Here is a 26017-nt window from a genome sequence, read left to right on the forward strand (position 1 = left end):
GTCAGCCCACCAGCGGGAAGTGGCAGGCGACCTCGCGGCCGGGCGCGAACTGGCGCAGCGGCGGCACCTCGTCCGTGCAACGGGGCTGCGCATACGGGCAGCGCGTGCGGAAGCGGCAGCCCGAGGGCGGATCGAGCGGCGATGGCGGGTCGCCGGGCTTCAGTCTCGTATCGCCCAGAGGCACGTCCGGATCTGGCACGGGGATCGCGGCCATCAGCGCGGCGGTATAGGGATGCGCCGGCGTCGCGAACAGCGAGTCCGAATCGGCCACCTCGCAGAGCCTGCCGAGATACATGACCGCCACCCGGTCCGACACGGACTTCACCACCGCGAGATCGTGGGCGATGAACAGGAGCGTAAGCCCGAATCGCGCCTTCATGTCCTCCAGCAGATTGACGATCTGCGCCCGGATCGAGACGTCGAGCGCCGACACCGGCTCGTCGCATACGATGAGGCTGGGCTCGAGGACGAGGGCGCGCGCGATGGCGATGCGCTGGCACTGACCGCCGGAGAATTCGTGTGGCCTTCTGTTCCAGACGAGGTCGGGATCGAGCCCGACCGCCTCCATGACGGCGCGGACGCGGCGGGTGCGTTCGGCGGCATCGGATAGGCCCGACACGATCAGCGGCTCGGCGATGATCTCGGCGACCCTACGGCGCGGATTGAGCGAGGCGATCGGATCCTGGAAGATCATCTGCAAGCGCGGCCGCATGGCCCGCAGTGCCTGGCCGCGCATCTGCGTCAGGTCCTTGCCGTCGAACACGACGCCGCCGGCCTTGGGCGGCGGCAATTGCAACAGCGCGCGCGCCAGCGAGGATTTGCCCGAGCCCGATTCGCCGACGAGCCCCAGCGTCTCGCCCTGCTTCACCGACAGCGTGACATCGCTGACGGCATGAACGTGGCGGCGACCCCCCACCGGGTATTCGACCACGAGGTTCCGGATCGAGAGGAGATCGCTCATGCCGCCCCTCCCGGCTCCATGCCCCTCGGATAGAAACAGGCGTAGCCGCGCCCGCCGTCCATCGTCAGCGCCGGCTGATCCGTGTCGCACCGTTCGGTGCGATAGAGGCAGCGCGGTCCGAAGGCACAGCCAACACTGCGCCGCGCCAGGTCTGGCGGGCGGCCGGGAATGGCACTGAGCCGCGTGTGGGTGGGATCGGTGAGCCGCGGCAGCGAGCGCAGGAGCGCCTCGGTGTACGGCATGCGCGGCGAGCGGAAGATCTCGCGGGTTGCTGCCGTCTCCACCGCGCGGCCGGCATACATGACCATGATGTCGTCGCTGCGGCCCGCCGCCACGCCGAGATCGTGGGTGATCAGGATCATCGCCATGCCGCGCTGGCGCTGTTCGCCCTGCAACAGGTCGAGTATCTGGCGCTGCACCGTCACGTCGAGCGCCGTCGTCGGCTCGTCGGCGATCAGGAGCTTGGGCGCGCAGGCAATCGCGATGGCGATCGCCACACGCTGCCGCATGCCGCCCGACATCTCGTGCGGATACTGCCCCGCGCGGCGTTCTGGCTCCGGGATGCCAACCTCGTTCAGCAATTCGACGGCGCGGCGCGCGGCCGCCTTCGCATCCAGTCCGCGGTTGAGGCGCAGCCCCTCCCCGATCTGGCGGCCAATCTTCATCACCGGATTGAGCGAGGTCATTGGATCCTGGAACACGATGCCGATCTCGGTGCCGAGGACCTTGCGAAACTCCCGGGGCGGCAGGCCGCGAAGATCGCGCCCCTCGAACAGGACCTGGCCGGCCACACCGGCGCCCGCCCCGGCGCCGACCAGGCCGATCAGCGAGCGCACCAGCACCGACTTGCCCGATCCGGATTCGCCCACGATGCCGAGCGTCTGCCCCTCGTGCAGATCGAACGACACACCGTCGACGGCACGCAGCGGGCCGCGTGCCGTGGAGAAACTCACCTGGGCGTTGCGCACCGACAGGAGCGTCGCGGGACTTTTCGCCGGGACGCTCACAGCGCCGACCTCCGCGGATCGACCATGTTGCGCACCATGTCGCCCACGAAGTTGAGCGACAGGACGGTGGCGAACATCACGGCCGCCGGGATCAGCGCCGTGTAGGGCGCCACGTCGAGCGCCTCGCGCCCGTCGGCGATCATGCCGCCCCAGCTCGGTTGCGGCGCCGGGATGCCGAGTCCCAGGAAGGACAGAGCGCCTTCGGCGACGATGATCACGCTGATCGCCACCAGCCAGAAGGCGAACATGGGCGGCAGCAGGTTGGGCAGGATCTCGCGCGTCAGGATGCGCCAGTCGCTGGCGCCGACGGTGCGGGCGGCCAGCACGAAGTCGCGGTTTGCCCAAGCGAGCGTATTGGCCCGCGCCACCCGTGCCGCGGCCGGGATCGACAGGATGCCCAGCGCCAGGGTGACGTTGAACAGGCTCTGCCCGAGATAGGCGGTGAAGGTGAGCGCCAGCACCAGCGACGGGAAGGCCAGCAGGATGTCGATGAAGCCGACCGCCAGCATGTCGACCTTGCCGCGGAAGTAGCCGGCGCTCATGCCGATGGCGCCGCCGATCAGGAAGCCCAGGATCGGCGCACAGATGCCCACGATCAGCGAGGTACGGGCGCCGTAGATCACGCGGGAGAGCATGTCGCGGCCGAGATTGTCGGTGCCCAGCAGGAACTCGGCCGAGGGCGGCTTGCGGCGCAGGATCAGTTCCTGCGCCGACGGGTCGGGCAGCCCGATCCAGTCGGCGGTGATCGCCAGAAAGACGACGAGCAGCAACCAACCCAGCGGCAGGGCGAGCGCCCAGGGCCAGCGGCGGCGTGGCCCCGCCGCGGCGATGGCGGCGACCTTAGCTGCGGAAGCGGACATGACGCACCCTCGGGTCGAGCACGGCGTAGAGCATGTCGACCAGGAAGTTGATGACCACGAAGCCCACCGCGATGAAGGCCACGGTGCCCTGCACGAGGATCAGGTCGCGATTGAAGATGCCGCCCAGCAGCAGGCGGCCGACGCCCGGCAGCGCGAAGATCTGCTCCACGATCACCGCGCCGCCGATCAGCCCGCCGATGTTGAGCCCGAGGATGGTGATCAGGGTAAACGACGAGGGCCGCAGCGCGTGCTGGATCAGGACGCGCCACTGGGGCAGGCCCTTGGCCCGCGCCAGCAGGATGAAATCCTCCTTGAGGGTGGTCAGCAGGTCCGAGCGCAGGACGCGCATCAGCACCGTCCACTCGATCAACCCCAGCGTCAGCGACGGCAGGATCATCGATTCGATGTTCTCCCACAGTCCTTCCGAGATGGGCGTGAAGCCGGTCGCCGGCAGAAGATCGAAGGTGACCGAAAACAGGTAGATCAGAACGATCCCCAGCATGAAGTTGGGCATCGCGAGAAAACCGAAGGCGGCCGAGGCCGAGATGCGATCGAACAGACCGCCGGGTCGCCGCACCGACAGCAGCGCCACAGGAACCGCGATTCCCAGCGCGATGACCTGCGCCATCACCATAAGCTGCAGCGACACCGGCAGACGGTCGAGGATCGCCTGCACCACGGGCTCGCCGCTGCGGTAAGAGCGGCCGAGGTCACCCGACAGCGCCGACCCGAGCCAGTCGAAGTAGCGCACCAGCATCGGCCGGTCGAGGCCGAGGTCGGCGCGGAGGCCCGCAATGTCCTCCGGAGTGGCGAGGCTCCCCAGGATCACGATCGCCACGTCCCCCGGCAGGATGTTCACGATCATGTAGGTGAGCAGGGTGACGCAGAACAGCACGACCACCAGCCGCACCATCTGGCGCGCAAGCCACTGCATCGGAAACCCTACGCTACTCGCCTCGCACTTCCCCTACTTCGAGAGCCACGCGCCTTCGACCTGCACCGCGCCGCCGCGCAGCCCCGGAATGCCGTGCACGTTGGCGCGGGTGATGGCGAAGTCGATGTTGCTGCCGGACCACAGCCACACCGCATCGTCGTTCAGGATCTTGATGAGGTCGCAGTACGCCGCCTTGCGCTTATTCTCGTCGAGGCTGGTGCGGCCGACCAGCAGCAGCCGGTCGACTTCGGCGTTGTTGTAGCCGGAGAAGTTGATCGGGCTCTTGGAGTGGAAGTTGGCGAACATCTGCGGATCGACGTCGGCCAGATCGATGATGCGCCAGCCGGTGACCTGGAAGTCGCGCGTCAGCGCCTCCTTCACCAGCTGCGTCTGGTCGACCGGCTTGATCTCGACGTCGATGCCGGCCTTCTTCATGTCGGCCTGGAAGACCTGCGCGCCCTCGCGGCCGCGCGGCGAGGCGGTGACCGTCATGGTGAGCTTCACAGGCTTGCCGTAGTCCGCGATCAACTTGCGCGCGGCTGCCGGATCGTACTTCAGCGCCCCGCTATCCTTGCACTCGATGCCCGAACTCGGCCCATAGGGATCGTCGTAGACCGGACGAAGCCCCTGGGTCAGGACGGCGGCGTTGGCCTTGCGGTTCAGCGCCATCGAGACGGCCTGGCGCACGCGCTTGTCGTTCAGCGGCTCGCGCTGGGTGTTGAGCGGAATGACGAGCGCGCCGCTGCCCACCCAGGTCAGCACGCGCAGGTTCTTGTCCTTCTTGGCCTTGACGATGTTCTCGGCCCGATCTTCCCAGATCACCTGGACGTCGCCCTTCACCAGGCTGGCGTAGCGGGCGTCGGAATCGGGGAGCGGCCGCACGGTCACGCGGTCGAGATAGGGCTTGTCCTTGTCCCAGTAGTCGGGGTTGCGCTCGGCGACCAGGCGGTCGGCGGCGCGCCATTCCTTGAACACGAACGGGCCGGTGCCGACGGGATTGCGGTTGTAGTCGGCGCCCTTCTCCTGGGCGGCCTTGACTGAAATGATCAGCGTCGTGACGGTCGGCTGCGCCAGTGTCTTCGGCAGTGCCGCGTTGGGGCCGCGCATCTTGAACACGGCGGTCAGATCGTCCGGCGCCTCGACCTTCTCGATCGCGAGATAGGCACGGCCGGCAAAACGGTTGGCCGGATCGAGCAGACGGTTGAAATGATCGGCAACGCCCTGGGCGGTGAACGGCGTGCCGTCGTGCCATTTTACGTTCGGGCGGATCTTGGCCGTCCAGACGCTGCCATCCTCGTTCGGTGTCATCGACAGAGCGAGCGCAGGCAGCAGGTTGCCCTTGTCGTCGAGCCGCATCAGCGTCTCGTAGAACAGCGAGGCCGCCGTCACCGTCGAATTCGAATAAACGCCGGCCCGGATAGGATCGAAGCCTTCGAAGTCGCTCTCGACCCCGATCGTCAAGGCGCCGCCGCGCACCGGGGCTGCGGCCGGCGCCTGAGCGAAGGCCGGAGCCGCAAGACCGACGGCGAGCGCCGCCACCAGACCGAATCTGCGTGAAAACAGTGCCATTAAGGCCCTCCCATGGATCGCGCCGTTAACCGGCATCAACTCTATGGGCGGCAGGATAACGCGACGTTCAGCGCAAGCCTAGAGGATTGCGGAGCGCCTGACGTTCCGCAGGCTACATGCAGTAGGCCTGGGCCGCGACGACCGCGTTGAGACCCTGCATTTCCTGCGGCGACAGGTTCGACGGGTTGAGCAGGTTGCCGCTCACACTCACCGACTGGTTCGACTTGCGCAGCCCGAGGATCGCGTTGGCACGCTGGTCGGCCGGGATGCGCCCGATGATGCATTGGCACATCTTCTCGGAGGCCGTGACCATGCACTCCTTCAGGAGGTCGTCGGCACGGGAGGCAGACGACAGGCTCACGGTCAGGACGAGAGCGGTAAATCCGGCGGCGATGATACGCATGCAAATCTCCATGGATGGTGCAGCATACACCGCCTCTCAGCTCACCAGCCAGTTCCTCAAAAGACCGAACAGGCCGGTCAGGAATAGGATCGCGAGGGCGACGTTGCGGTAGAGTCGCTCGCTGGCGAGCCCGTGGAACAGCCGCCCGCCGGCCCAGGCCCCCACCACCATGACCGGAAACAGCACGACGGCGCGGACCAGCGCGTCGACGCCCGCGACGCCGGTGGCCAGCACGATCACGATCAGCAGGAACTGCGTCAGGAAGTAATAGGTGACGATGTTGGCGCGGTTGACCTGCGGTGGATCGTTGCCCGACAGGAGATAAAGCAGCACCGGCGGCCCACCGACGCTGGTCGTGGCCATCATCGCGCCCGAGACGGCGCCGACGATCACCGTCGCAGCCGCCGAGCGCCGGCCGGTATATTTCCAGCCGGTCCACATCAGCAGCACGAAGGCCACGATGACGGCCGACACCGCCGTCACGATCGTGTTCTTGTCGACGCTGGCCAGCAGCCAGACACCCGCCGGCATCGCGAGACAGGCCGCGATGCTCATCGGCGTCAGCACCGTCCAGTCGGCATGCCGACGGACCTGCGGGAAGAGTTGCAGCGACACGACGAGCTCGATGGCGACCACCGTCACCACCATTTCGGCCGAGCCGAACAGGATGGCGAAGATCGGCGCCATCAGCATAGCCGAACCGAAGCCCGCGAATCCGCGCATCAGGCCCGCGACCAGCGTTACGCCCAGCGCGATCCACAGGCCGGTCTCGGCGAACAACGATTGGATGTAGGGGAGCATGGGAGGCCGTTAACCCATCTCTTTCACCTCCCCCGTTTGACGGAGGAGGAAGCTGGGTTGAGTTTAGCGCTTCTCCTGTCCCTCACCTGTCTTGTCGCGCAGGCGGCGCATGCCGCGCAGCCAGCGGTCGCGGTCGAGCTTGCGCACCATGTATTCCTTCACCTCGGGGTGCGGCAGGATCAGGAAGCGCTCCTCGTCCATCGCCTCGATCACCGTCTGGGCCACCGCGTCGGTGTTGATCACGCCGTCGACCGAGGCCGCGGTCGCACCGGCCATGCGCAGCATGTTGGTGTCGACGGCCTGAGGGCAGAGCACGGAGACGCGGATGCCGCGGTCGCCGTACTGGATGGAAAGATGCTCGGCCAGCGCCACGCCCGCGTGCTTGGTGACGCCATAGGGCGCCGAGCCCATCGAGGCCAGCAGGCCGGCCGCGCTCGCGGTGTTGAGTAGATAGCCCTCGCCGCGCTTCAGCATCTGCGGCACCAGCGCCCGCGCGGCATAGACATGCGCCATGACATGGATCGCCCACGAATCGGCCCAGTCCTTGTCGGTCGCATCCTCGTGGCCGCCGCGGCCGATGCCCGCATTGGAGAAGAAGATGTCGATCTCGCCGTACGTCTTCTCCGTCTCGGCGATCAGGCGCTTCACCTCGGCCTCCTGGCCGATGTCGCCCGCCACCGCGAGGGCCCCGATGTCCTTAGCCACCTTGCCGAGTCGGCCGGCGTCCATGTCGGCCACGACCAGCCCCTTGGCGCCTTCCTTCGCAAAGCGCCGGGCGATCGCCTCGCCGATGCCGCCCGCCGCGCCGGTGACGACGCAGACCTTGCCCTTGACCTTCATGTCAGCCCCACGATTGTTCGATCAGATCGATGTACTGCGCCTTGGTCGGCTGACGCGGCGTCGAGAGGTGGCAATGGTCCCCCATCGCGCCTTCGGCGATCTTCTCGATCGTCTCCTGCGCCAGCCCCGCCGCACCGAGCCCCTTCGGGATGCCCAGCCGCTCGTTGAGCGCCGACACGGCATTGGCCACGCCGTCGGCATTGGCTTCGCTTTCGGACAGGCCCATCACTTGCGCCACGCGCTTGAACTTGTCGCCCACCGCCGGCTCGTTGAAGCGCAGCACGGCGGGGAGATAGATCGCGTTCAAGGTGCCGTGATGCAGGCGGTAACCCTTGAGCCCACCGGTCGGATGCGAGAGCGCATGCACGGCGCCCAGCCCCTTCTGGAACACCATGGCGCCCTCCATGGCAGCGACCGCCATGTTGTAGCGCGCCTCGCGATCCTGCCCGTCCCTGGTCGCGCGCTCTACGTACTTCCAGGCCTTCTCCAGCCCATCGAGCGCGATCGAATCGGCCGGCGGATTGAAGACGTTGGCGAGATAGCATTCGATATTATGCGTGAGCGCATCCATGCCGGTGCCAGCCGTGAGATGCGGCGGCAGGCTCATCGTCAGCTCTGGGTCGATCAGCGCCAGCCGCGGAATGAGGTACGGGCTGCCAATCGCGAGCTTGCGGCCCGAATCCATGATGATGACGCCGCCGCGGCTCACTTCGCTGCCGGTGCCGGAGGTGGTCGGGATCGCCACCATGGGCGCCACCGCCGCGGTGATCTTGCCTGCCCCACCCTCGACGAACGAATAGGCCTGCAGCGACGGGCCGGGATGCGTCGCCATCAGTGCGACGGCCTTGGCCAGATCCATCGGCGAGCCGCCGCCGATGGCGATGATGCCGTCGCAGCCCTCTTCCTTATAGATCCTGAGCGCATCGCGCATCGCCGCCTCGGTCGGATTCTCCGGTGTCTCGTCGTAGATCGTAATCGGCATGTTGCCTGGCAGCTGTTCCTTGACTTTGGCCCACAGGCCGGCCGCGATGACGCCCTTGTCGGTGACGATCAGAGGGCGCCGCATGCCCATGAGCTGCAATTCCTGCTCGAGCAGCTTCAGAGCGCCGAAGTCGAACTGGATACGGGTCAGGTAAGTGATCAGGGCCATCCGGCAATTCCTCTCGATTTTGGCCGCAGCCTACGCGAGAACCTACGGATGAGCGACACCCTCGTCCTGCGCACCGCGACCGCCGACGACGCCGCCGGCATGGCCGCCGTGATCGCCGCATCGTTCGCCCAATATCGCGGCAGGCTCGTGCCGGAATCCGGCGCCTTTCGCGAGACGGCCGCGACCATCGCCGCCGAACTCGACGGCGGCGCCAGCGCGATCGTCGCGGAGCGGAACGGCGAAATGATCGGCTGCGTGCTCGTCGAGGAAAAGGAGGGTGACCTCTATTTCGGCCGCCTCTCGGTTCTCCCGTCGGCGCGCGGCCAGGGCCTCGCCAGGCAACTGATCGATGCCGTCGAAGCCGAGGCCCGCCGTCGCAGCCTTTCGGGTATCCGCCTGGCCGTGCGCATCGTGCTCACGGACAACCAGCGTCTGTTCCACGCGCTTGGCTACCGCGAGACATCGCGCGAGGCCCATCCGGGTTTCGACTATCCGACCTCGATCAACATGCGCAAGTCACTTTCCTGACCGAAATTCTTCCGTGCCTCGCACCGACGCGACCGATTGACCGTTGAGCAACCGGGGGCACGATCTGCTATTCTGAAAGGCATGAGCAGCCGCACACCCCTCACCGGTCCATCTGTCTGGCATGGCCAGGACATCAAGAATTCCACGCGTTGGATTCGCACCCTCACGCAAGATGGCGTCGACGAGCTCGACGCCGCGCTGAAGGGCCTGCGCGGCATGGAATGGTCGGAGATTTCGCGCGACGATTTCCACCTGCCGACCCTCGACGAGCTGTTCGACGATATCGCCGACGAGCTGGAGAATGGCAGCGGCATCGTGAAGCTGCGCGGCATCCCGGTCGATCGCTACAGCGAGGAGGATCTGCGGCGCCTCTATTTCGCCATCGGCACGCATGTCGGCACGCCGGTCTTCCAGAACCGCAATGGCGAACTGATGCGCGCCATTCGCGACGAGGGCGCCCATGTCGGTCGCACCTACGGCGAGACCAAGGACGAGAAGGGCTCGACCTTTCTCTCCTCCTATGCCCGCACCCTGACCAACGGCGCGTTGCGCTTCCACACCGACCGCACTGACGTCGTGACCCTGCTGTGCGTGCGCCAGGCCCGCGCCGGCGGCGTCAGCAAGCTCGCCTCGACGCCCGCCATCCACAACGCGATGCTCGAGCGCCGGCCCGACCTGCTCGACCTGCTGTTCCAGGACTACTGGCGCAGCCGCTTCGGCGAGGAGGGCACCAAGAAGGACGGCGAGGCGACGACGCGCGAGACCGCCTATCCGCTGCCGATCTTCGGCCTGCGCGACGGCAAGTTCACGTCGCACTATTCGCTGACCTTCATCGAGGCAGCGCAGATGGCGCCCGGCGTGCCGAAGCTGACGGACGCCCAGCGCGAGGCGATCGACGTGCTGATGCAAACCGCCGAAGAGCTCTGCTTCGAGATGACGCTCGAACCCGGCGACCTGCAGCTGATCAACAGCCACGTCACCTATCACGGCCGCACGCCGTTCGAGGACGACGCCACATCCGGCCACGACCGCATGCTGCTGCGCCTCTGGCTCACCATGCGCAACAACCGCCCCCTGCCCCAGGGTCACGAGGTCCTGTGGCAGGAGATCGAGGCGGGCCGCCCGCGCGGCGGCATCCGCCAGATCGAGCTCTGATCATTGCCGGGGGCGCGCCACTGCGCGCGGGGTACCCCGCGCTGAAGTGGCGCGTCATGAGCGGTGTGGCCCGGAGATTCGCGCGGTAAGCGGTTACCACAAATTCGGAAGTCTCCCTCCGTTTTGAATGTTTCGTTTATTTCGCTTATTTCGTTTGTGCTGGTTGACGATATCGCCGGGGCGCAGCTTCATGCGCACGCACAGTAGTTGACTAGGAAATCACATCCATATAGTTTCCTATTCAACAAATGACGTCCGACCTTGAAAACCATCTGGGCTACTGGCTGCGCTTCGTGTCCAATCAAGTCTCGCACGCCTTCAGCCTCAAGCTGCAGGCGCGCGACGTTACCGTTGCCGAATGGGTCGTGCTGCGCGAGCTGTTCGACCTCGCCGATATCCAACCCAGCACGTTGGCCGACCGGCTGGGGATGACCCGCGGGGCGATCTCGAAGCTGGCCGACCGGCTGATTGCCAAGGAATTGATCGCGCGCACCGCCTCGACCGAGGACCGGCGCCAGCAGACGCTGTCGTTGACGGACGACGGCCGCACGCTGGTGCCGACGCTGGCAGAACTGGCCGACCGCAACGATGCCGAGTTCTTCGGCCATCTGGAACCGGCGGAACGCGCGGCGCTTGAGAACGCGCTGAAGGAGATCGTGCGCCGCCACGATCTCAAGACCATCCCCACCAAGTAGGACAGAGCCATGGACATCGCCGTCATGGAAGAATGCACCCGTGCCTCCCACGAGGAGCGCATCACCTTCGGCGAAGTCGTCGGCCGCCTCATCGGCGCGGGCGTCGAGCGCTATCACGCCGATCTGGTGCGCGGAGAGACGACCTATTTCATGCCCGACGGCCGGTCCCATCGCGTGACCTACTCTGCCCTGGACGCACGACCGGCCGGCTCCTTTTCGGCCGAGGGCGTCCTCGCGGCGGTGCGCGTGATCCAGACTGGAAAGACGAAGTACCTGACCTTCTGCCGCGAGATCCTGGAGGCCGGCTGCGTCGGCTACCTCGTCTCCATGCAGGGCCAGCGCGCCGTCTATTACGGCCGCGGCGGCGAGACCTATGTCGAGCCGTTCCCCGGAAGCCGCCAGGGCTTCCGGGGCGGCGATGCCTAGCTGCCTTCGTTGGAGATGACGCCGCCGAACAGCTTCCAGGTGTCGCCCTCGAAGCGCTGAAGCTGCATTGACTGGATGGGATAGAAGTCCGTCGGACTGGTGTTGAGCTTGATGCCCGGCAGCAACAGCGGCACCTCGAGGTCCTTCATGCCGGCAACCTGCTTCATGAGGTTTTCCCGCGTCAGCTCGTTGCCGCACCGCTTCAGCATTTCGTGCATCGTCGCCGAGACCGCGTAGGCATAGGTATAGAACGCGTCGCCCGCATTGGCGGCCGGCAGGTATTTGGCCATCCACGCCTTCCATTCCACGAAGTCGGGCGTGTTGGCCCATTGCGGATCCGTCGGATCCTTGTAGTAGGCCGCCGTGATGATGCCCTGGCAGTTGTCCAGGCCGGCCGGCTTCAGCACGGCGTCGACCGAAATCGAGACGTTCACGAGATAGAAGGCTGGCTTCCAGCCGAGCTCAGCCGCCTTGCGAATCGCCTGCGACGCATGCTTCGGCGTGGCATGACAGAAGAAGACGGTCGCGCCGGAGCTCTTGAGCTGGATGATCTGTGAATCGACCGTGGGATCGGTGACCTCATAGCTCACCGCCGCCGAGACCAGCTTCTCGTTTTCCTTGCCCAGCCCCTTCATGAAGCCGGAGACATAGTCCTTGCCGGAATCGTCGTTCAGCCAGAGCACGCCGATCTTCTCGCCCTTGTGCTGGGCCAGGATGTGCTTGGCGTAGATGCCGCTTTCCGTCACGTAGTCGGGCTGCCAGCCGATCGTCCACGGGAACTGCTTCGGGTTGCCCCACTTGGACGCGCCGGTGCTGACGAAGAGCTGAGGGACTTTCTTCTGGTTCATGAACTTGTGAATCGCGGTGTTGCACGCGGTACCAAGCGTCTGGAAGGTCGCGAAGACCTTGTCGTTCTCGACGAGCCGGCGCACCATCTCGACCGTCTTCGGCGGCGAGAAGCCGTCGTCGTAGGTGATGAAGTTGATCTTGCGCCCATTGATGCCGCCCTGGTCGTTCACCATCTTCCAGTAGGCTTCGATGCCCTTGCCGATCGTGCCGTACGCCGATGCCGGGCCGCTGTAGGGGCCGGTATGGCCGAGCTTGATCTCGGTGTCGCTGACCCCGTCGGAATATTTCTTCTGCGCAAACGCCCCCTGGATGCCGGTACCGGCAAACGCCGCCAGTGCGGACGTACCCGTTACAAAAGCGCGCCTGTTGATGGCCACGGACGATCCTCCTTTGTTGAAGTTGTCCGAAGCTTCACGCGCGTCATTGCGGAACAGAAGCTCGATCGTTGATTGCCTTCCACGATACGAGCAGGGCCGCCCTGCGATGCGTTAGCGCTTCTGGCGCAAACGCCCGACGATGCCGGCCGGGAAGAAGTAGACGCAGAGGATGAAGGCCACGCCCAGCCACAGCAGCCAGCGGTCGGGGTGGAACAGGTTGGCCAGCAGCGGCACGCCGACCAGCGCCTTGTTGGCGACCGCCAGCAGGTCCTGCAGGTAATTCTGGGCGAAAACCAGGAGCACCGCGCCGATGACGGCGCCATACATCGTGCCCATGCCGCCGATCACCACCATCAGCAGGATGTCGACCATGATGTCGAAGCTGAGCGTCGTGTCGGGATTGGTCTGGCTCGACCACAGCGCCAGCAGCGCCCCGGCCAGCGCCGCGGTGGCGGCGGCGATGCAGCTCGCGATCGTGCGGTAGACCACGGTGCGGTAGCCGATCGCCTCGGCCCGGAACGGATTCTCGCGGATCGCCATCAGCACGCTGCCGAACGGCGAGTTCACGATGCGCAGCAGGACCAGGATCAGGATCAGCGACGCCGCATAGACCAGATAGTAGTCGAGCAGCCGACCGTTGAGCCGCACCCCGAACAGCGGGTCGCCGAAGGAGAAGGAACTGCGCAGGACCGCCGGCAGCCGGTAGTTCAGCCCGTCCTCGCCGCCGGTCAGGTCGGAGAGCTGCGAGGCCAGGATCGCGAAGGCACTCGCGACCGCCAGGGTGATCATGGCGAAGAAGATCGTGCGGACGCGCAGGCTGAACAGGCCGATCACCGTCGCCAGCACGATCGCGACCATGAGGCCCGCCACGGTGCCGACGGCGACCGCGTCCCATCCCGCCCCCATGCGTGTGAGCGAGATGGCGACCCCGTAGGCGCCGATGCCGAAGAACATCGTGTGGGCAAAGGAGACGATGCCGGTATAGCCGAGCAACAGGTCGAACGAGGCGGCCAGCACGATGAACACGCAGATCTTGGCGGCGACGTTCAGCGACTTGGCGCCCGGGAACAGGAACGGCGCCACGGCGAGGCCGACCAGGATGGCGACCAGCGCGAGCGCCAGCCAGCGGCTGCGCGGCAGGTCGTCGGACAGGATCGAGCGCAGCATCGGCCCTACCTCTTCGCCACGGGATAGAGACCCTGCGGCCGCCACAGCAGGATCATCGCCATCAGCAGGATGTTGGAGCCTAGAGCCACCTTGGGCGCGAGGAATCCGACGTAGTTGGCCGTGAGCCCAACCAGGAGGGCGCCGATGAAGCAGCCGCCGACCGAGCCCAGCCCCCCGATGATGATGACGATGAAGACCAGCACGGCGACCTGGGCGCCGATCGCCGCCGTTACCGTCTCCTGGTAGAGGCCCCACATCGCGCCTCCGAGGCCCGCCAGCGCCGAACCGACGACGAAGACGCCAACGAACAGGCGGCGGATCCGATAGCCCAGCGCCTCGACCATCTCGCCATTCTCCACGCCAGCCCGGATCAGCAGGCCGAGTCGGGTGCGGTTCAGCGTCAGTGCCAGGGCGGCGAACACGGCCAGACCGACCGCGACAGCCAGCACGCGATACTTCTCGATCGCCACGTCGCCGAACAGGAAGGCGCCGCGCAGTGCCGCCGGCCGGCTGAGCGTGATCTGGTCGGGTCCCCAGATCACCTTCAGGAGCTGTTCAGCCACGATCAGGCCGCCCGTGGTCACCAGGATCTGCTTCAGGTGCTGGCCGTAGACCGGCCGCACGATGACGCGTTCGAAGCCGAACCCCAGCACGCCGCTCACCACCATGGCCGCCAGCACGGCGGGGCCGATGGCTGCGAGATTCAGCCATATCGAATCGGCGGTCATCCAAGGCGCCAGCGCCAGCATGACGCTGGCCGCCACGAAGGCGCCCACGGCGATGAAGGCGCCATGGCCGAAGTTCAGCACGTCCATCAGGCCGAAGGTCAGCGTGAGGCCCGAGGCCATGATGAAGATCATCAGGCCCATCGCGAGGCCGGCGACGGTGAGCGTCACCCAGCTCGCCGGCGAGCCGATCAGCGGCAGCGCGCCGATCATCAGCGCCGGGATGAGCAGCAGCGGAAGCCAATCACGTTTCATGGGGCGCGTTTCATTGGTGCGTATCCATCCCCAGTCCGAGCAGGTGCTGCTGCAGGGCGGAGTCCGCGGCAAAGGCCGCCATGCTGCCCTGGTGCGCCACCCTGCCGTCGTCCATCACTGCAACGGAGTCGCCGAGCTGGCGGGCGAAGGCGAAGTTCTGTTCGACCACCAGCAGGGTCGATTCGCCGTCCTTCAGCTCGCGGAAGGCATCGATCATGTTGGCGATGATGGCCGGCGCCAGCCCCTTGGTCGGCTCGTCGATCAGCAGCAGCCGGCGCGGTTCGATGATGGCGCGCGCCACCGCCAGCATCTGCTTCTGGCCGCCCGACAGGTGTCCCGCCGGCAGGGTCCAGAACCGCTTGAGCGCCTCGAAGCGCGCGAAGATCCAGTCAAGCCGCTTCCGGTCGGGCGGTCCCGACCGCGCGGCCAGCACGAGATTCTCCTGGACCGTCAGGTCGGCGAAGATCGCCATGCTCTCGGGTACATAGGCGATGCCCAGCCGCGCGATGTCGGGCGTCGGCAGATGGGTGATGTCGTGCCCGTCGAAGCGGATCTCGCCCGCCACCGCGCGCCACATGCCCATGATCGTGCGCAGGGTCGTGGTCTTCCCCGCCCCGTTGCGCCCCAGCAGCATGGTGAGCCCACCCTCGGCCACGTCGAACTCGACGCCGTGCAAGATGTGGTAGCGACCGATATGCGTCTGCACGCCGCGCAGGGAAAGAAGAGGTTCAGCCATTGCCAGCCGCCGTACCCAGATACGCTTCGCGCACGATGTCGGAGTTGATGACTTCGGCGGGCTTGCCGTCGGCCACCAGTCTGCCCTGGTGCAGCACGACGATGCGGTCGGACAGCGAGCGCACTACGTCCATCTTGTGCTCGACCAGCAGGATGGTCTTGTCGCCGCGCTGCTTGATGGCGGCGATGATGTCCAGGATCGTCGGCACCTCGTCGATGCTCATGCCCGCCGTCGGCTCGTCGAACATGAAGACGTCGGGCTCGAGCGCGAGCAGGATCGCAACCTCGAGCTTGCGCTGGTCGCCGTGCGGCAGGGTCGCGGCGATCGCCTGGGCGCGGTCGGCCAGCGACACGGCGGCGAGATGCGCCATCGCCCGGTCGATCAGCTCGCGATGCGTCAAGGTCCGGCTGAACAGGTCATAGCCCTTGCCGCTCTTCACCTGCACGGCCAGCCGCACGTTTTCGAGCGTGCTGAGATTGGGAAAGAGATTGGTGAGCTGGAAGGCGCGGCCGAGACCAAGTCGCGTCCGGCGTGGCGCCGCGAGGTTGGTGATGTCCTCGCCGTTCAACGTGACCCGGCCTGAGGTGGCCGGAAGCTGCCCGGAGATCAGGTTGAAGTAGGTCGTTTTGCCCGCACCGTTCGGCCCGACGATCGACGTGAGCGTGCCCTTCTCGAAGGCGCACGACACCCCGTCGACGGCCGCGTGTCCGCCGAAGCGGATGGTGAGGTCTTTGGTTTCGAGCATCGGGCTCATCGGAGCGCGCCACTCCATTGGCGCATCATGATCATGAGCGCCACAGGGGCGCGCTCCGCTGACTCCTTAACGTTTGTTCTTGATCGGCAGCGTCATCTCGCTCGCCGGGATCACGCGCACCAGTTCGAGCAAGTCGACATTGTCCAGCGCCTCCTTCTTCATGCGCCAGTGATACATCTCCTGCAGGGCCTGGTGGTCTTCCTTGCGGAAGGTCATCGTGCCCTTCGGCGTCTCGAAGCTCATGCCTTCCATAGCCGCGATCAGCTTTTCGCTGTCGGTCGACTTGGCCTTCTTCACCGCCTCCACGAGCGCGATGGCGGCGCTCATGCCGCCGGCCACGAAGAAGTCCGGCGGCACGCCGTTGTTCTTCTTCTTGTACTCGGTGACCAGCCAGTCGTTCACCGGGTTCTTCGGGAAGCCCCAGTAGTAGTAGATCGCGCCTTCAAGACCCGGGAACTGCTTCCAGCCGGCCATCACCGGCAGCAGGTTGCCGCCGGGCGCCATCTCGATGCCGAAGCGCTCGGGCTTCAGGTCCATCAGCTTCGGCAACGGATGGGCGCCGGCCCACACCACGACCACGACCTTGCGGCCGGGCTTGTCCTTCAGCGCGTCGAAGATGCGCTGCGCCGACGCCGTGAAATCGGTCGTGGCCTGCGGGGCATATTCCTCGTGCACGATCTTGGCCTTGGAGCCGACCGCGGCCAGCGCAGCCTTCACCGCGGCGACGCCATCCTTGCCGAAGGCATAGTCCTGGGCGAGCGTGGCAATGCTGATGTTCTCATCCTTTAGGGTCGCGGCGGAGGCCAGCGCGTCCTGGGTGGAGTTGCGCCCGGTGCGGAAGATGTAGCGGTTCCACTTTTCGCCGGTGATCTGGTCGGCCACGGCCGGCTCAACGATCAGCAGCTTCTTGTATTCCTCGGCAATCGGCAGCATGGCGAGCGCGCCGGCCGAACCGGTGGTGCCGACGGCGATGTCGACCTTGTCGTCGCCATAGGCCTGTTCCAGCGCCGCCTTGGCGAGATCGGGCTTGAACTGGTCGTCCTTCAGGATGACCTGGATCTTGCGGCCATCGACTTCCATCGTGCCCTTGGTGGCGTATTCCAGGCCCAGCATGAAGCCCGCCTCGGTCTGCCGCGCATAGGCCTCGAGCGGACCGGTCTTGCTGTAGATCAGCGCCACCTTGAGCGGCGGCTGCTGGGCGGCGGCCGGACCGGCCAGAAGCAGACCGGACAGCACCAGAAACGAACGACGAATCATGAAGTATCTCCCTCCCTGGAGGAGGTTCTTCTAATCCATGATCGCGGCTTGCACCATCGTGCGGAATTGATTCCTGAGCGCCACCCGGTCGGGATCGCTCACCTGGACCATGTAGATGGCCGTCAGCTCGTTCTTCGGGTCGACCCAGAAGAGCGTCCCGGCATTGCCGGCCCAGCCATATTCGCCCACGGATCCCGGCAGCGCCGCCTCGCCCGTCATGGTCCTGACTTCGAAGCCTAGCCCAAAGCCCAGGCCCGGCGGCCGGCCCGGCCGTATCCCGGTATGGTCGGCCGTCATGAAGGCCAGGGTCTGCCTGCCGACCAGTCGCTTGCCGTTCAGCTCACCGCCGTTGGCCAGCATGGCAGTGAAACGCAGGTAGTCGGCCATCGTCGACGTGAGTCCACCGCCGCCGGATTCATACTTGGCGCCATCGTCGACCTTGAAGCGCGGCGTCATCGGCTGACCGCCCGGACGCGGCCCGGGCTGCGCGGCCCGCGCCACCTTGGCGGCCGGCACCTGAAACTGGGTATCGACCATGCCGAGCGGCTTGAAGATGCGCTCCGACAGCGACTCGCCCAGCGGCTTGCCGTCGATGACCTCGACGAGACGTCCCAGCACGTCGGTCGAGACGCCATACTCCCAACGGGCGCCGGGTGAAAAGCGCAGCGGCAGGGTCGAGAGCTTGGCGACGAACTCCTGGTTGCTCATCGACCGGTCGCCGATCTTTGCCGCGACATAGGCCTTGTTGACCAGCGAGGCGCCTCGGCCGCCATAGATCAGGCCGGACGTGTGGCGCAGCAGGTCCTGCACCGTCATCGGCCGCTCGGGATCAGAGAGCAGCAGGGTATGCGTGCCGTCGGAACCGGTCTTCTCGTGCGCGACCTTCATCTTGTCGATCTCGGGCAGGTACTTCGCCACCGGATCGCTGACCTGCAGGCGCCCCTCCTCCACCATCTGCATGACCGCAACGCTGACGATCGGCTTGGTCATCGAATAGATACGAAAGATCGAGTCGTCCTTCATCGGATCGCCTTGCGCGACGTCGCGCTTGCCGAGCGTCGAGACCCAAGCGACCTTCCCGCGCCGCGCCACCAGCATGACCGCGCCGGGCACGAGCCCATCGTCGATATGCTTCTGAGTGACCGCCTCGATGCGCTTGAGCTGAGCGGACGAGAGCCCCACTTCCTCAGGCTCTGCCGCCATCGGCAGCACCCATTCCTGAGCGCTCGCCTCAATGGAGACTGCACTGAGAGCCAAAGCAAGAAAGATCGTCTTCATGGTTCCTCGCTGGGGCGCGCCACTGCGTGCGGGGCAACCCCGCGCTGAAGTGAAGCGTCTTTTTCGCCATCGTTAGCCCAAACGACCTGCAACACAAGGGCCGACGGCCCGTCAGGACGTTGCAGAAACCCTCTTCGACACATGAGAGCGACCCTCGAGCAGGGGGCGCTCGCGTTGAAAGAGACCAATGACGGCGTCCATGACGGCACGGACCCGAGGCAGAGCGCGCAGGTCGCGGTGGACCAGCAGCCACTGGTCGGCGAAGACGTCCGGGATGATGCCGCCGATCCGGCGCAGCAACGGATCGGAATCGCCTAGATGGCAGGGCAGAACCGCCAGGCCCGCGCCGGTGCGGGCAGCCTCGTGCAGCACCAGCCAGTTGTTACCGCGAATCTCGGGTCGGCGGCCGCCGCGAAGGGCCAGCAGCCAGCTCTGGCCCTGCATGCGCAGATGATCGTCGTCGAAGCCGACCCACGGCAGCGCGGCCAGCGCAGCCGGGGTGGACCGCTTCACCGGGAAATCGCGCGCCGCATAAACCGCATAGGCCAGCCGTCCCAGCTTGCGGGCGACGATGCCGCCCAGTTCTGGCACCTGCTCGCGGATCAGGAGGTCGGCCTCGCGACGCGACAGGTTGGCCAGGGTATGGCTTGAAACCACCTCGAACTCGATCTGGCGCAGCTTGCTTCGAAGCTCGGCCGAGTAGCGGGCGATCAGCGCGGCCGTTGCCTCCTCGGCCGAGAGGCGCACCGTGCCACTCACCGTGTCGCTGAGGCCGGCGCTGCGGCGATGGATCGACTGGGCCGCCTTCTCCATCGCCTCGGTGTCGGCCAGCAGTTCCTCACCCGCGCCGGTGGGCACGAAGCGATCGGGCAACCGGTCGAACAGGCGGGCGCCGATCTGCTTTTCCAAGGCCTGCACCCGCCGCGACACCGTCGGATGGCTGACGCCCAGCGCCTTCGCCGCCGCGGTCAGCGTGCCGCCACGCGCCAAAGCGAGGAAGATGCGGAGATCGTCCCAGTTCTTGTCCATGTTCAGAATTGTACAGGTGCCTTTCCGAAATGTGGACTGACGAATACGGATGTTCGCCCTAGCATTGCCCCATGCACATCGAACCCCGCCTCCTCGTCTTCACCAAGGGCGTCCGTGCCCGCATCGCCGCCACCGTCGCCGTCGGCCTGCTGGGCGTGGGCTGTGGCATCGCCCGGCTCGGCCTTCTCGGCTGGCTGATCGGCCAGATCTTTGTCGGACGACCGCTGCGGGAGCTGGTGCTGCCCATCCTGCTGATCGCCCTGGTGATGGTGCTGCGCGGCGTCGCCGAACATTGGCGGGCCGTGCTGGCTCACGAGACGGCCGCGCGGGTCCAGAAGGTGCTGCGTCGCACGCTGTACGACAAGGTCGCCTCGCTCGGGCCGGCGACGGTCGGCCGCCAGCGCTCGGGCGGTCTCACCCTGTCCATGATCGACGGCGTCGAGCAGCTCGAAACCTATTTCGGCCAGTTCCTGCCGCAGTTCCTGATCGCGCTGCTGACGCCGCTGCTGATCTTCGCGGTGATCTCTTTCATCGACCTGCCGGTGGCGCTGGTGATGCTGGGCTTCGCGCTGGTCGCGCTGTTCGCCCCGGCGCTCTGGCACAAGTGGGACGTCCGCGCCTCGATCGCGCGCATGACGGCCTACAAGTCGTTCGCGGCGGAGTTCCTCGATTCGATCCAGGGACTCGCGACCCTCAAGGCGTTCGGCCAGGGCAAGGCACGGGCCGACAAGCTCGAGATCGAGGCGCGCGACCTGTTCCGTCGCACCATGTGGGTGCTGGGCACCAACTCGCTCGCGCGCGGCATCACCGACACCTCGATCGCGGGCGGCGCGGCCGCAGCACTGATCTATGGCGCGTCGAGGGTCGAGGCCGGCACCATGACGCTCACCTCGCTGCTGGTGATCCTGATGCTGGGCATCGAGATCTTCCGGCCGATGCGCGAGCTGCGTTCGGTGCTGCACCAGGGCATGGTGGGTCTATCGGCGGCACAGGGCATCTACCGCATCCTCGACGACACGCCGTCGGTAGTCGACCCGGCACCGGCCCGTCTTGATGGGCTGCTGGCCCCCACCATCACCTTCGAAGATGTGCGCTTCACCTATCCCGGCACGCGCCGCACCGTGCACGAACGACTGAACTTCAAGGCCGCCGCGGGCGAACGGCTCGGTCTCGTGGGCTCCTCGGGCGGCGGCAAGTCGTCGATCGTGCGCCTCCTGCTGCGCTTCTACGATCCCGACCAGGGCCGCATCCTGCTGGGCGGCCACGATCTGCGCACCTTGTCCTTTGCGCAGATCCGTTCGCTGATCTCGGTGGTGAACCAGGATACGTTCCTGTTCCACGGCACGGTCGAGGAGAATATCCGCCTAGGCCGGCCGGGCGCCTCTCGCGAGGAGATGGAAGACGCGGCGCGGGCCGCCAATATCCACGACTTCATAGAGAGCCTGCCGCAGGGCTATGCGACCATCATCGGCGAGAAGGGCATCAAGCTCTCGGGCGGCCAGCGCCAGCGCGTGGCCATCGCCCGCGCGCTGCTGCGCGACACGCCGATCCTCGTGCTCGACGAGGCCCTCTCGGCCGTCGACGCCGAGAATGAGGCCGTGATCCAGGAGGCGCTCGACCGGCTGATGCAGGGCCGCACGACGCTGATCCTCGCGCATCGCCTGTCGAGCGTCATCGACTGCGACCGCATCCTCGTCCTCGACCGCGGCCATGTCGCGGAGGAAGGCAAGCATGCTGCGCTGATGGGCCGGGGCGGCGTCTACGCTCAGCTCATGGCCGAGCAGGCGCGCGAGCAGCAGGCCGGCGTCACACTCGACACTCTCGCGGCACCGCAGCGCGCCGAGACGATGGCCAGCACCTCGGGCGGCGCGGTGAAGCCGTTGACGGAAGGCATCATCAAGGCCGAGGGCCTGACCTGGTATCAGGTGGTTGCCACGCTGATGGGCGTCATCATGCCGTGGAAGGGCAAGCTCGCCGCCACCTTCCTGCTGGGCGTGGCCCGTGTCGTCTCGTTCATCGGCATCGGCGTGCTCTCCGCCCTGATCGTGCTCGCGCTCAAGAACCACGAGCCCTATGGCGGCCTCGCGATCGCACTCGCCATCCTCGCGCCGGTCTCTGGCATCCTGCACTGGTTCGAATCCTGGCTGGCGCACGACATGGCCTTCCGGCTGCTGGCCGAGATGCGCATCGACGCTTTCCGCAAGCTCGACGCGCTGGCGCCGGCCTATCTCACCCGCCGCCGCACCGGCGACCTGATGGCTCTGGCCACGCACGACATCGAGCTGGTCGAGTATTTCTTCGCCCACACGGTGGCACCGGCCTTCGTGGCGATCCTCATCCCCGCCGCCGTCGTGATCGCGCTGGCGACGGCGAGCGGCTGGCTGGCGATCACCCTGGTGCCGTTCCTGCTGGCCGTGGGCCTCAGCCCCTTCCTGATGCGCAAGAGGGTCGATCGCCTCGGCAGCCAGGCGCGCGAGGCAGCCGGCGAGCTCGGCGCCTTCGCCGTGGATTCGGTGCAGGGGCTGGGCGAGATCGTCGCCAACCAGCAGGAGCGCGCGCGTGGCGACAAGCTCGACGAGCTGTCGGAGCGCCACATCGCCCTGCGCCTGCCCTTCTTCAGCGAACTCACGATGCAGCACGCCATCCTCGAAGTGCTGACGGGCCTGGGCGGCCTCGCCATCGTCGTGGTCGGTGCGATCCTGGCCTCGCGCGGCACGCTCGACCCGGGTCTACTGCCGCTGATGGCCATCCTTGCCATGTCGGCCTTCCTGCCGGTCTCGGAGATCGCGCAGATCGGCCGCCAGCTCGCCGACACGCTGGGCGCAACGCGACGCGTCTATGCCCTGGCCAACGAGCCGATCCCGGTGCGTGACGGACGCGGCGTGCCCGCCGCGCGCGGGGCGGCGGCACTCGCGCTCGAGCAGGTGAACTTCACCTATCCCGGCCAGACGCGGCAGGCGCTGTCCGACGTCAGCTTCGCCATTCCCGCCGGCAGGACGGTGGCGCTGGTCGGCACGTCGGGCGCCGGCAAGACCACGACGGCGCAGCTCCTGATGCGCTTCTGGGATCCCGACACCGGCCGTATCACGCTGAACGGCACGGACCTGCGCGATTACAAGCTCGACGAGTTGCGCGGCCTCGTGGCGCTGGTGGCGCAGGACACCTACCTGTTCAACGACACGCTGCGCGCCAACATCCTGATCGCGCGTCCCGAAGCGACGGAGGCCGAGCTGCTCGCGGCCATCGAGCATGCGTCGCTGGGCGAGCTGGTCGCGGCGCTGCCGCAGGGCCTCGACTCGCCGGTCGGCGAGCGTGGCACCAGCCTGAGCGGCGGTCAGCGCCAGAGGGTCGCCATCGCGCGCGCCTTCCTGAAGGATGCGCCGATCCTGATCCTCGACGAAGCGACCTCGCATCTCGACGCGGTGAACGAGCAGGCGGTGCGTCGTGCACTCGACGTCCTGAAGGCCGACCGGACAACCATCGTGATCGCCCACCGGCTCTCGACCGTGCGCGATGCCGACCTGATCGTGGTGCTCGACGAGGGCCGGGTAGCGGAAAGCGGCACGCACGCTTCTCTGGTTTCGCGCGGCGGTCTCTATGCTCGCCTCGTGTCGCGTCAGCTTGCGTCGGTCTACGCGCCGGCTGCACAGTGAGGGGATGAAGCGACAGCTCCACCTCAACCTCTTCATCCAGAGCCGCGGCCATCACGAAGCCTCGTGGCGGCATCCCGACTCCTCGCCGCTCGCGCTGACGGATATCGAGTATTTCCGCGATCTCGCGCGGCGCGCCGAAGCCGGCCTGTTCGACTCGATCTTCCTGGCCGATCAGCTGGCGCTGGCCGATACCGTGGCCCATGCCGCCAGCACCTGGCTGGAGCCGATCACGGCGCTTGCCGCCATCGCCGGCTCGACGCAGCGCATCGGCCTCATCGCCACGGCCTCGACCACCTACTCCGAGCCGTTCAACCTCGCGCGGCAATTCGGTTCCCTCGACCATATCAGCGGTGGCCGGGTCGGCTGGAACATCGTCACCTCCTGGCTTGCGCCGGCCGCGCGCAACTTCGGCGGCGCGGGTCTGGTGAGCCACGACGAGCGCTACGAGCGCGGCGAGGAGTTCGTGCAGGTCGCGAAGGCCCTGTGGGACAGCTGGGCGGACGATGCCGTGCTCGACGACCGCGCCAGCGGCCACTATGCGCGAGCGGATCGCATCCTGCCGATTGATCACGAGGGCAAGTACTATCGCGTGGCCGGCCCGCTCAACATGCCGCGCGGACCGCAGGGACGACCGGTGTTCGTCCAGGCCGGCTCATCCGACACCGGCCGGCGCTTCGCCGCACGCCATGCCGAGGCGGTCTTCACCGCCCAGATGGAAAAGACCACGGCCCAGGAATTCTATGCAGACCTCAAGACGCTCGCGGCGGCGGAGGGCCGTCCGTCGGAGCATGTGCTGATCCTGCCCGGCCTCAGTCCCGTGATCGCCTCGACCGAAACGGAGGCGAAGCGGCTTGCCAAGGAGCTGAACGAACTCACCGATCCCGAAGTCGGGCGCAAGCGGCTGAGCGGCCGGTTCGGGGGCCACGATTTCTCGCATCTGCCGCTCGACCGCCCGCTGACGGCCGAGGACTTCCCCGACCCCGGCACCGTCCAGGCCGCCCGCAGCCGCACCGAGGTGATCGTCGGGCTGGTCCGGCGAGAGAAGTTCACCCTGCGCCAGCTCCTCGCCTATCTGGCCGGCGCGCGCGGCCACTTCACGACCGCCGGCACGCCCGAGCAGATCGCGGACCTGATCGAAGACTGGTTCAACGACGGCGCCGCCGACGGCTTCAACCTCATGCCGCCCCTGCTGCCCTCGATGCTGGACGTATTCGTGACCGAGGTCGTACCTCTCTTGCAGAAGCGCGGGCTGTTCCGGACCGCCTATGACGGCAGGACGCTGCGCGATCATTTCGGCTTGCCGCGCCCCGCGGCTGGAGCATCCTGAGGCAATCCCCAGGCGGAGAGACCACCATGTTCAGTCACGTCACGATCGGCAGCAACGATGTGGGCAGGGCCAAGCTCTTCTACGACGCTCTGCTGCAACCGCTCGGCCTGGTGCGCCACATGGACTATCCGCACGCGGTCGGCTACGGACCCGCAGACGGGCGACCCCAGCTCTGGATCCTGAGTCCGATCGACAAGAAGGCCGCTTCGACCGGTAACGGCATCACGATCGGCCTCGAAGCGCCCGACCGCAGTGCAGTCGATGCCGCGCACAAGGCAGCCTTGGCAGCGGGCGGCAAGGACGAGGGCGCACCCGGCCTTCGGGCCCACTATCACCCCAACTACTACGGTGCCTATCTCCGCGACCTGGACGGCAACAAGATCTGCGTGGTCTGCCACCGCAAGGCGTAGGAGGCCGCGGCTCGCGAGGCGAAGCGCACGGCTTGACACGCGGCGCCTCCAGCCCGCCAACTGGGCGGCGCGAGGAGCAGATCATGACAGAGCCGCTGAAGGTCTTCTGGCAGCCCGGTTGAACGAGCTGCCTGAGACTCAAAGAGTTTCTATCGGTCCGTGGGATCGACTTCATCTCCGTGAACGTCCTCGAAGACCCGGCCGGCCTGGCCGAGCTTCAGGCGCTGGGCGTGCGCTCAGTGCCGGTGCTTTCCCGTGGCAGTAACTTCATCTTCGGCCAGAGCACCCGGGAGATCGTGACCTTCCTTGGCCTGCAGGAAAAATCGGGGCCGCAACTTTCACCCACGGAGCTCCAGGCGCGTCTCGATAAATTCATGACCGCGGCGATCGCTCTGCTGCCGCTCATGCCCTACGAGAAGCTGCATATCCACGTGCCGGGGCGACCGCGCAGCTATCGGGCCCTGGCCTTCCATCTCTTCCGGGTCGTCTCGGCCTTTCTCGACGCCGAACGGGGCACGACGCTCGAGCAGGCGGCTTTCCGCGAGGAGCCCGCGCCGGACGCCGACATGGCCTCGGTCGCGGCCTACGGTGCCGCCGTGCAGAAGAGCTTCCGCGCCTGGTGGATCGACGGCGATACCAGCGCGACCCGCACCCTTCCGACCTACTACGGCCCACAGAGCCTGCATGAATTGCTGGAGCGCACGACCTGGCATTCCGGCCAGCACGTCCGGCAGTGGATGATGCTCCTGGAGCGCGAGGGCGTTTCCCATCCGCGGCCGCTCGTGGAGGCGGATTTCGCGGGATTGCCGATGCCTAAGAACGTCTGGGACGGCTGAGAGGCAACCACCGGCGCCGGGGAGCGTTCTCTAAC

The 26017-nt window shown here is 66.7% G+C and carries 25 protein-coding genes; 8 read left to right on the forward strand and 17 right to left on the reverse strand.

Annotation, left to right across the window (positions count from 1 at the left end; genetic code table 11):
* Window position 1 precedes the first annotated feature (1 nt).
* The 9 genes from ACT6UX_RS10010 to ACT6UX_RS10050 all read right to left on the reverse strand — a co-directional run bounded on the left by ACT6UX_RS10010 (window position 2) and on the right by ACT6UX_RS10050 (window position 8525).
* Window positions 2–961 (reverse strand): ABC transporter ATP-binding protein, encoded by a 960-nt coding sequence (locus tag ACT6UX_RS10010; protein WP_444775007.1) that lies wholly within the window; start codon window positions 959–961, stop codon window positions 2–4.
* On the reverse strand, window positions 958–1968 hold the full coding sequence (locus ACT6UX_RS10015) for an ABC transporter ATP-binding protein (protein ID WP_444775008.1): 1011 nt from the start codon (window positions 1966–1968) through the stop codon (window positions 958–960). The genes ACT6UX_RS10010 and ACT6UX_RS10015 overlap by 4 nt, the downstream gene beginning before the upstream one ends.
* The gene (locus ACT6UX_RS10020; RefSeq protein WP_444775009.1) at window positions 1965–2828 is read right to left on the reverse strand and encodes an ABC transporter permease; all 864 of its coding nucleotides are present in this window, start codon (window positions 2826–2828) and stop codon (window positions 1965–1967) included. Before ACT6UX_RS10020 ends, ACT6UX_RS10015 begins: the two co-directional genes overlap by 4 nt.
* The gene (locus ACT6UX_RS10025) at window positions 2809–3762 is read right to left on the reverse strand and encodes an ABC transporter permease (protein ID WP_444775010.1); all 954 of its coding nucleotides are present in this window, start codon (window positions 3760–3762) and stop codon (window positions 2809–2811) included. Before ACT6UX_RS10025 ends, ACT6UX_RS10020 begins: the two co-directional genes overlap by 20 nt.
* Before the next feature lie 33 nt (window positions 3763–3795).
* Window positions 3796–5331, reverse strand: a complete 1536-nt coding sequence (locus tag ACT6UX_RS10030; protein ID WP_444775011.1) for an ABC transporter substrate-binding protein — start codon at window positions 5329–5331, stop codon at window positions 3796–3798.
* A 112-nt stretch (window positions 5332–5443) separates the two neighbouring features.
* Complete coding sequence (locus tag ACT6UX_RS10035; RefSeq protein ID WP_444775012.1) at window positions 5444–5734, reverse strand: hypothetical protein; 291 nt, start codon at window positions 5732–5734, stop codon at window positions 5444–5446.
* A gap of 36 nt (window positions 5735–5770) precedes the next feature.
* Window positions 5771–6535 carry a TSUP family transporter gene (locus ACT6UX_RS10040; protein ID WP_444775013.1) on the reverse strand — a complete coding sequence of 255 codons (765 nt, stop codon included), beginning with the start codon at window positions 6533–6535 and terminating at the stop codon, window positions 5771–5773.
* Window positions 6536–6598: 63 nt separating this feature from the next.
* Entirely contained in the window at window positions 6599–7375 is a 777-nt protein-coding gene (locus ACT6UX_RS10045; protein WP_444775014.1) for an SDR family oxidoreductase, read from the reverse strand.
* A gap of 1 nt (window position 7376) precedes the next feature.
* On the reverse strand, window positions 7377–8525 hold the full coding sequence (locus ACT6UX_RS10050; RefSeq protein ID WP_444775015.1) for an iron-containing alcohol dehydrogenase: 1149 nt from the start codon (window positions 8523–8525) through the stop codon (window positions 7377–7379).
* Window positions 8526–8573: 48 nt separating this feature from the next.
* Between ACT6UX_RS10050 and ACT6UX_RS10055 the strand changes: the two genes are divergently transcribed.
* The 4 genes from ACT6UX_RS10055 to ACT6UX_RS10070 all read left to right on the forward strand — a co-directional run bounded on the left by ACT6UX_RS10055 (window position 8574) and on the right by ACT6UX_RS10070 (window position 11329).
* A complete protein-coding gene (locus ACT6UX_RS10055; RefSeq protein WP_444775016.1) occupies window positions 8574–9053 on the forward strand; it encodes a GNAT family N-acetyltransferase in 480 nt (159 codons plus the stop codon).
* Between the two features lie 81 nt (window positions 9054–9134).
* On the forward strand, window positions 9135–10208 hold the full coding sequence (locus ACT6UX_RS10060) for a TauD/TfdA family dioxygenase (RefSeq protein WP_444775017.1): 1074 nt from the start codon (window positions 9135–9137) through the stop codon (window positions 10206–10208).
* A gap of 248 nt (window positions 10209–10456) precedes the next feature.
* Window positions 10457–10903, forward strand: coding sequence for a MarR family winged helix-turn-helix transcriptional regulator (locus ACT6UX_RS10065; RefSeq protein WP_444775018.1), 447 nt, complete (start codon window positions 10457–10459; stop codon window positions 10901–10903).
* A 9-nt stretch (window positions 10904–10912) separates the two neighbouring features.
* Window positions 10913–11329: a DUF1398 family protein gene (locus ACT6UX_RS10070; protein WP_444775019.1), complete on the forward strand. Its 417-nt coding sequence runs from the start codon at window positions 10913–10915 to the stop codon at window positions 11327–11329.
* Here ACT6UX_RS10070 and ACT6UX_RS10075 read toward each other — a convergent pair.
* The 8 genes from ACT6UX_RS10075 to ACT6UX_RS10110 all read right to left on the reverse strand — a co-directional run bounded on the left by ACT6UX_RS10075 (window position 11326) and on the right by ACT6UX_RS10110 (window position 19756).
* On the reverse strand, window positions 11326–12555 hold the full coding sequence (locus tag ACT6UX_RS10075; RefSeq protein ID WP_444775020.1) for an ABC transporter substrate-binding protein: 1230 nt from the start codon (window positions 12553–12555) through the stop codon (window positions 11326–11328). The two genes, ACT6UX_RS10070 and ACT6UX_RS10075, sit on opposite strands and share 4 nt — an antisense overlap.
* Window positions 12556–12666: 111 nt before the next feature.
* Window positions 12667–13722 (reverse strand): branched-chain amino acid ABC transporter permease, encoded by a 1056-nt coding sequence (locus ACT6UX_RS10080; protein WP_444775021.1) that lies wholly within the window; start codon window positions 13720–13722, stop codon window positions 12667–12669.
* A 5-nt stretch (window positions 13723–13727) separates the two neighbouring features.
* A complete protein-coding gene (locus tag ACT6UX_RS10085) occupies window positions 13728–14702 on the reverse strand; it encodes a branched-chain amino acid ABC transporter permease (RefSeq protein WP_444775022.1) in 975 nt (324 codons plus the stop codon).
* 10 nt (window positions 14703–14712) lie between these two features.
* Window positions 14713–15438, reverse strand: coding sequence for an ABC transporter ATP-binding protein (locus tag ACT6UX_RS10090; protein WP_444775023.1), 726 nt, complete (start codon window positions 15436–15438; stop codon window positions 14713–14715).
* Window positions 15431–16192: an ABC transporter ATP-binding protein gene (locus ACT6UX_RS10095; RefSeq protein ID WP_444775024.1), complete on the reverse strand. Its 762-nt coding sequence runs from the start codon at window positions 16190–16192 to the stop codon at window positions 15431–15433. Before ACT6UX_RS10095 ends, ACT6UX_RS10090 begins: the two co-directional genes overlap by 8 nt.
* A 66-nt stretch (window positions 16193–16258) precedes the next feature.
* Complete coding sequence (locus ACT6UX_RS10100) at window positions 16259–17449, reverse strand: substrate-binding domain-containing protein (protein WP_444775025.1); 1191 nt, start codon at window positions 17447–17449, stop codon at window positions 16259–16261.
* 30 nt (window positions 17450–17479) lie between these two features.
* A complete protein-coding gene (locus ACT6UX_RS10105) occupies window positions 17480–18727 on the reverse strand; it encodes a serine hydrolase domain-containing protein (RefSeq protein WP_444775026.1) in 1248 nt (415 codons plus the stop codon).
* Between the two features lie 111 nt (window positions 18728–18838).
* Window positions 18839–19756 (reverse strand): LysR family transcriptional regulator, encoded by a 918-nt coding sequence (locus ACT6UX_RS10110; RefSeq protein ID WP_444775027.1) that lies wholly within the window; start codon window positions 19754–19756, stop codon window positions 18839–18841.
* 71 nt (window positions 19757–19827) lie between these two features.
* Here ACT6UX_RS10110 and ACT6UX_RS10115 point away from each other — a divergent pair, with 71 nt between their 5' ends.
* The 4 genes from ACT6UX_RS10115 (at window position 19828) to ACT6UX_RS10130 (ending at window position 25982) form a co-directional block, all read left to right on the forward strand.
* Window positions 19828–23409: an ABC transporter ATP-binding protein gene (locus ACT6UX_RS10115; protein WP_444775028.1), complete on the forward strand. Its 3582-nt coding sequence runs from the start codon at window positions 19828–19830 to the stop codon at window positions 23407–23409.
* A 4-nt stretch (window positions 23410–23413) separates the two neighbouring features.
* Window positions 23414–24736, forward strand: coding sequence for an LLM class flavin-dependent oxidoreductase (locus tag ACT6UX_RS10120; protein WP_444775029.1), 1323 nt, complete (start codon window positions 23414–23416; stop codon window positions 24734–24736).
* A gap of 26 nt (window positions 24737–24762) precedes the next feature.
* The gene (locus ACT6UX_RS10125; protein ID WP_444775030.1) at window positions 24763–25146 is read left to right on the forward strand and encodes a VOC family protein; all 384 of its coding nucleotides are present in this window, start codon (window positions 24763–24765) and stop codon (window positions 25144–25146) included.
* Between the two features lie 131 nt (window positions 25147–25277).
* Window positions 25278–25982 (forward strand): glutaredoxin domain-containing protein, encoded by a 705-nt coding sequence (locus ACT6UX_RS10130; protein WP_444775231.1) that lies wholly within the window; start codon window positions 25278–25280, stop codon window positions 25980–25982.
* Window positions 25983–26017: the final 35 nt, after the last annotated feature.

The sequence above is a fragment of the Reyranella sp. genome (genome assembly GCF_052439685.1).
Classification (GTDB): domain Bacteria; phylum Pseudomonadota; class Alphaproteobacteria; order Reyranellales; family Reyranellaceae; genus Reyranella.

Coding starts and splice junctions, on each gene's coding strand:
- ACT6UX_RS10010 (WP_444775007.1), bottom strand. CDS start 961: ATGAGCGATCTCCTCTCGATCCGGAACCTCGTGGTCGAATACCCGGTG.
- ACT6UX_RS10020 (WP_444775009.1), bottom strand. CDS start 2,828: ATGTCCGCTTCCGCAGCTAAGGTCGCCGCCATCGCCGCGGCGGGGCCA.
- ACT6UX_RS10025 (WP_444775010.1), bottom strand. CDS start 3,762: ATGCAGTGGCTTGCGCGCCAGATGGTGCGGCTGGTGGTCGTGCTGTTC.
- ACT6UX_RS10030 (WP_444775011.1), bottom strand. CDS start 5,331: ATGGCACTGTTTTCACGCAGATTCGGTCTGGTGGCGGCGCTCGCCGTC.
- ACT6UX_RS10035 (WP_444775012.1), bottom strand. CDS start 5,734: ATGCGTATCATCGCCGCCGGATTTACCGCTCTCGTCCTGACCGTGAGC.
- ACT6UX_RS10040 (WP_444775013.1), bottom strand. CDS start 6,535: ATGCTCCCCTACATCCAATCGTTGTTCGCCGAGACCGGCCTGTGGATC.
- ACT6UX_RS10045 (WP_444775014.1), bottom strand. CDS start 7,375: ATGAAGGTCAAGGGCAAGGTCTGCGTCGTCACCGGCGCGGCGGGCGGC.
- ACT6UX_RS10050 (WP_444775015.1), bottom strand. CDS start 8,525: ATGGCCCTGATCACTTACCTGACCCGTATCCAGTTCGACTTCGGCGCT.
- ACT6UX_RS10055 (WP_444775016.1), top strand. CDS start 8,574: ATGAGCGACACCCTCGTCCTGCGCACCGCGACCGCCGACGACGCCGCC.
- ACT6UX_RS10060 (WP_444775017.1), top strand. CDS start 9,135: ATGAGCAGCCGCACACCCCTCACCGGTCCATCTGTCTGGCATGGCCAG.
- ACT6UX_RS10065 (WP_444775018.1), top strand. CDS start 10,457: ATGACGTCCGACCTTGAAAACCATCTGGGCTACTGGCTGCGCTTCGTG.
- ACT6UX_RS10070 (WP_444775019.1), top strand. CDS start 10,913: ATGGACATCGCCGTCATGGAAGAATGCACCCGTGCCTCCCACGAGGAG.
- ACT6UX_RS10080 (WP_444775021.1), bottom strand. CDS start 13,722: ATGCTGCGCTCGATCCTGTCCGACGACCTGCCGCGCAGCCGCTGGCTG.
- ACT6UX_RS10085 (WP_444775022.1), bottom strand. CDS start 14,702: ATGAAACGTGATTGGCTTCCGCTGCTGCTCATCCCGGCGCTGATGATC.
- ACT6UX_RS10090 (WP_444775023.1), bottom strand. CDS start 15,438: ATGGCTGAACCTCTTCTTTCCCTGCGCGGCGTGCAGACGCATATCGGT.
- ACT6UX_RS10095 (WP_444775024.1), bottom strand. CDS start 16,192: ATGAGCCCGATGCTCGAAACCAAAGACCTCACCATCCGCTTCGGCGGA.
- ACT6UX_RS10100 (WP_444775025.1), bottom strand. CDS start 17,449: ATGATTCGTCGTTCGTTTCTGGTGCTGTCCGGTCTGCTTCTGGCCGGT.
- ACT6UX_RS10105 (WP_444775026.1), bottom strand. CDS start 18,727: ATGAAGACGATCTTTCTTGCTTTGGCTCTCAGTGCAGTCTCCATTGAG.
- ACT6UX_RS10110 (WP_444775027.1), bottom strand. CDS start 19,756: ATGGACAAGAACTGGGACGATCTCCGCATCTTCCTCGCTTTGGCGCGT.
- ACT6UX_RS10115 (WP_444775028.1), top strand. CDS start 19,828: ATGCACATCGAACCCCGCCTCCTCGTCTTCACCAAGGGCGTCCGTGCC.
- ACT6UX_RS10120 (WP_444775029.1), top strand. CDS start 23,414: ATGAAGCGACAGCTCCACCTCAACCTCTTCATCCAGAGCCGCGGCCAT.
- ACT6UX_RS10125 (WP_444775030.1), top strand. CDS start 24,763: ATGTTCAGTCACGTCACGATCGGCAGCAACGATGTGGGCAGGGCCAAG.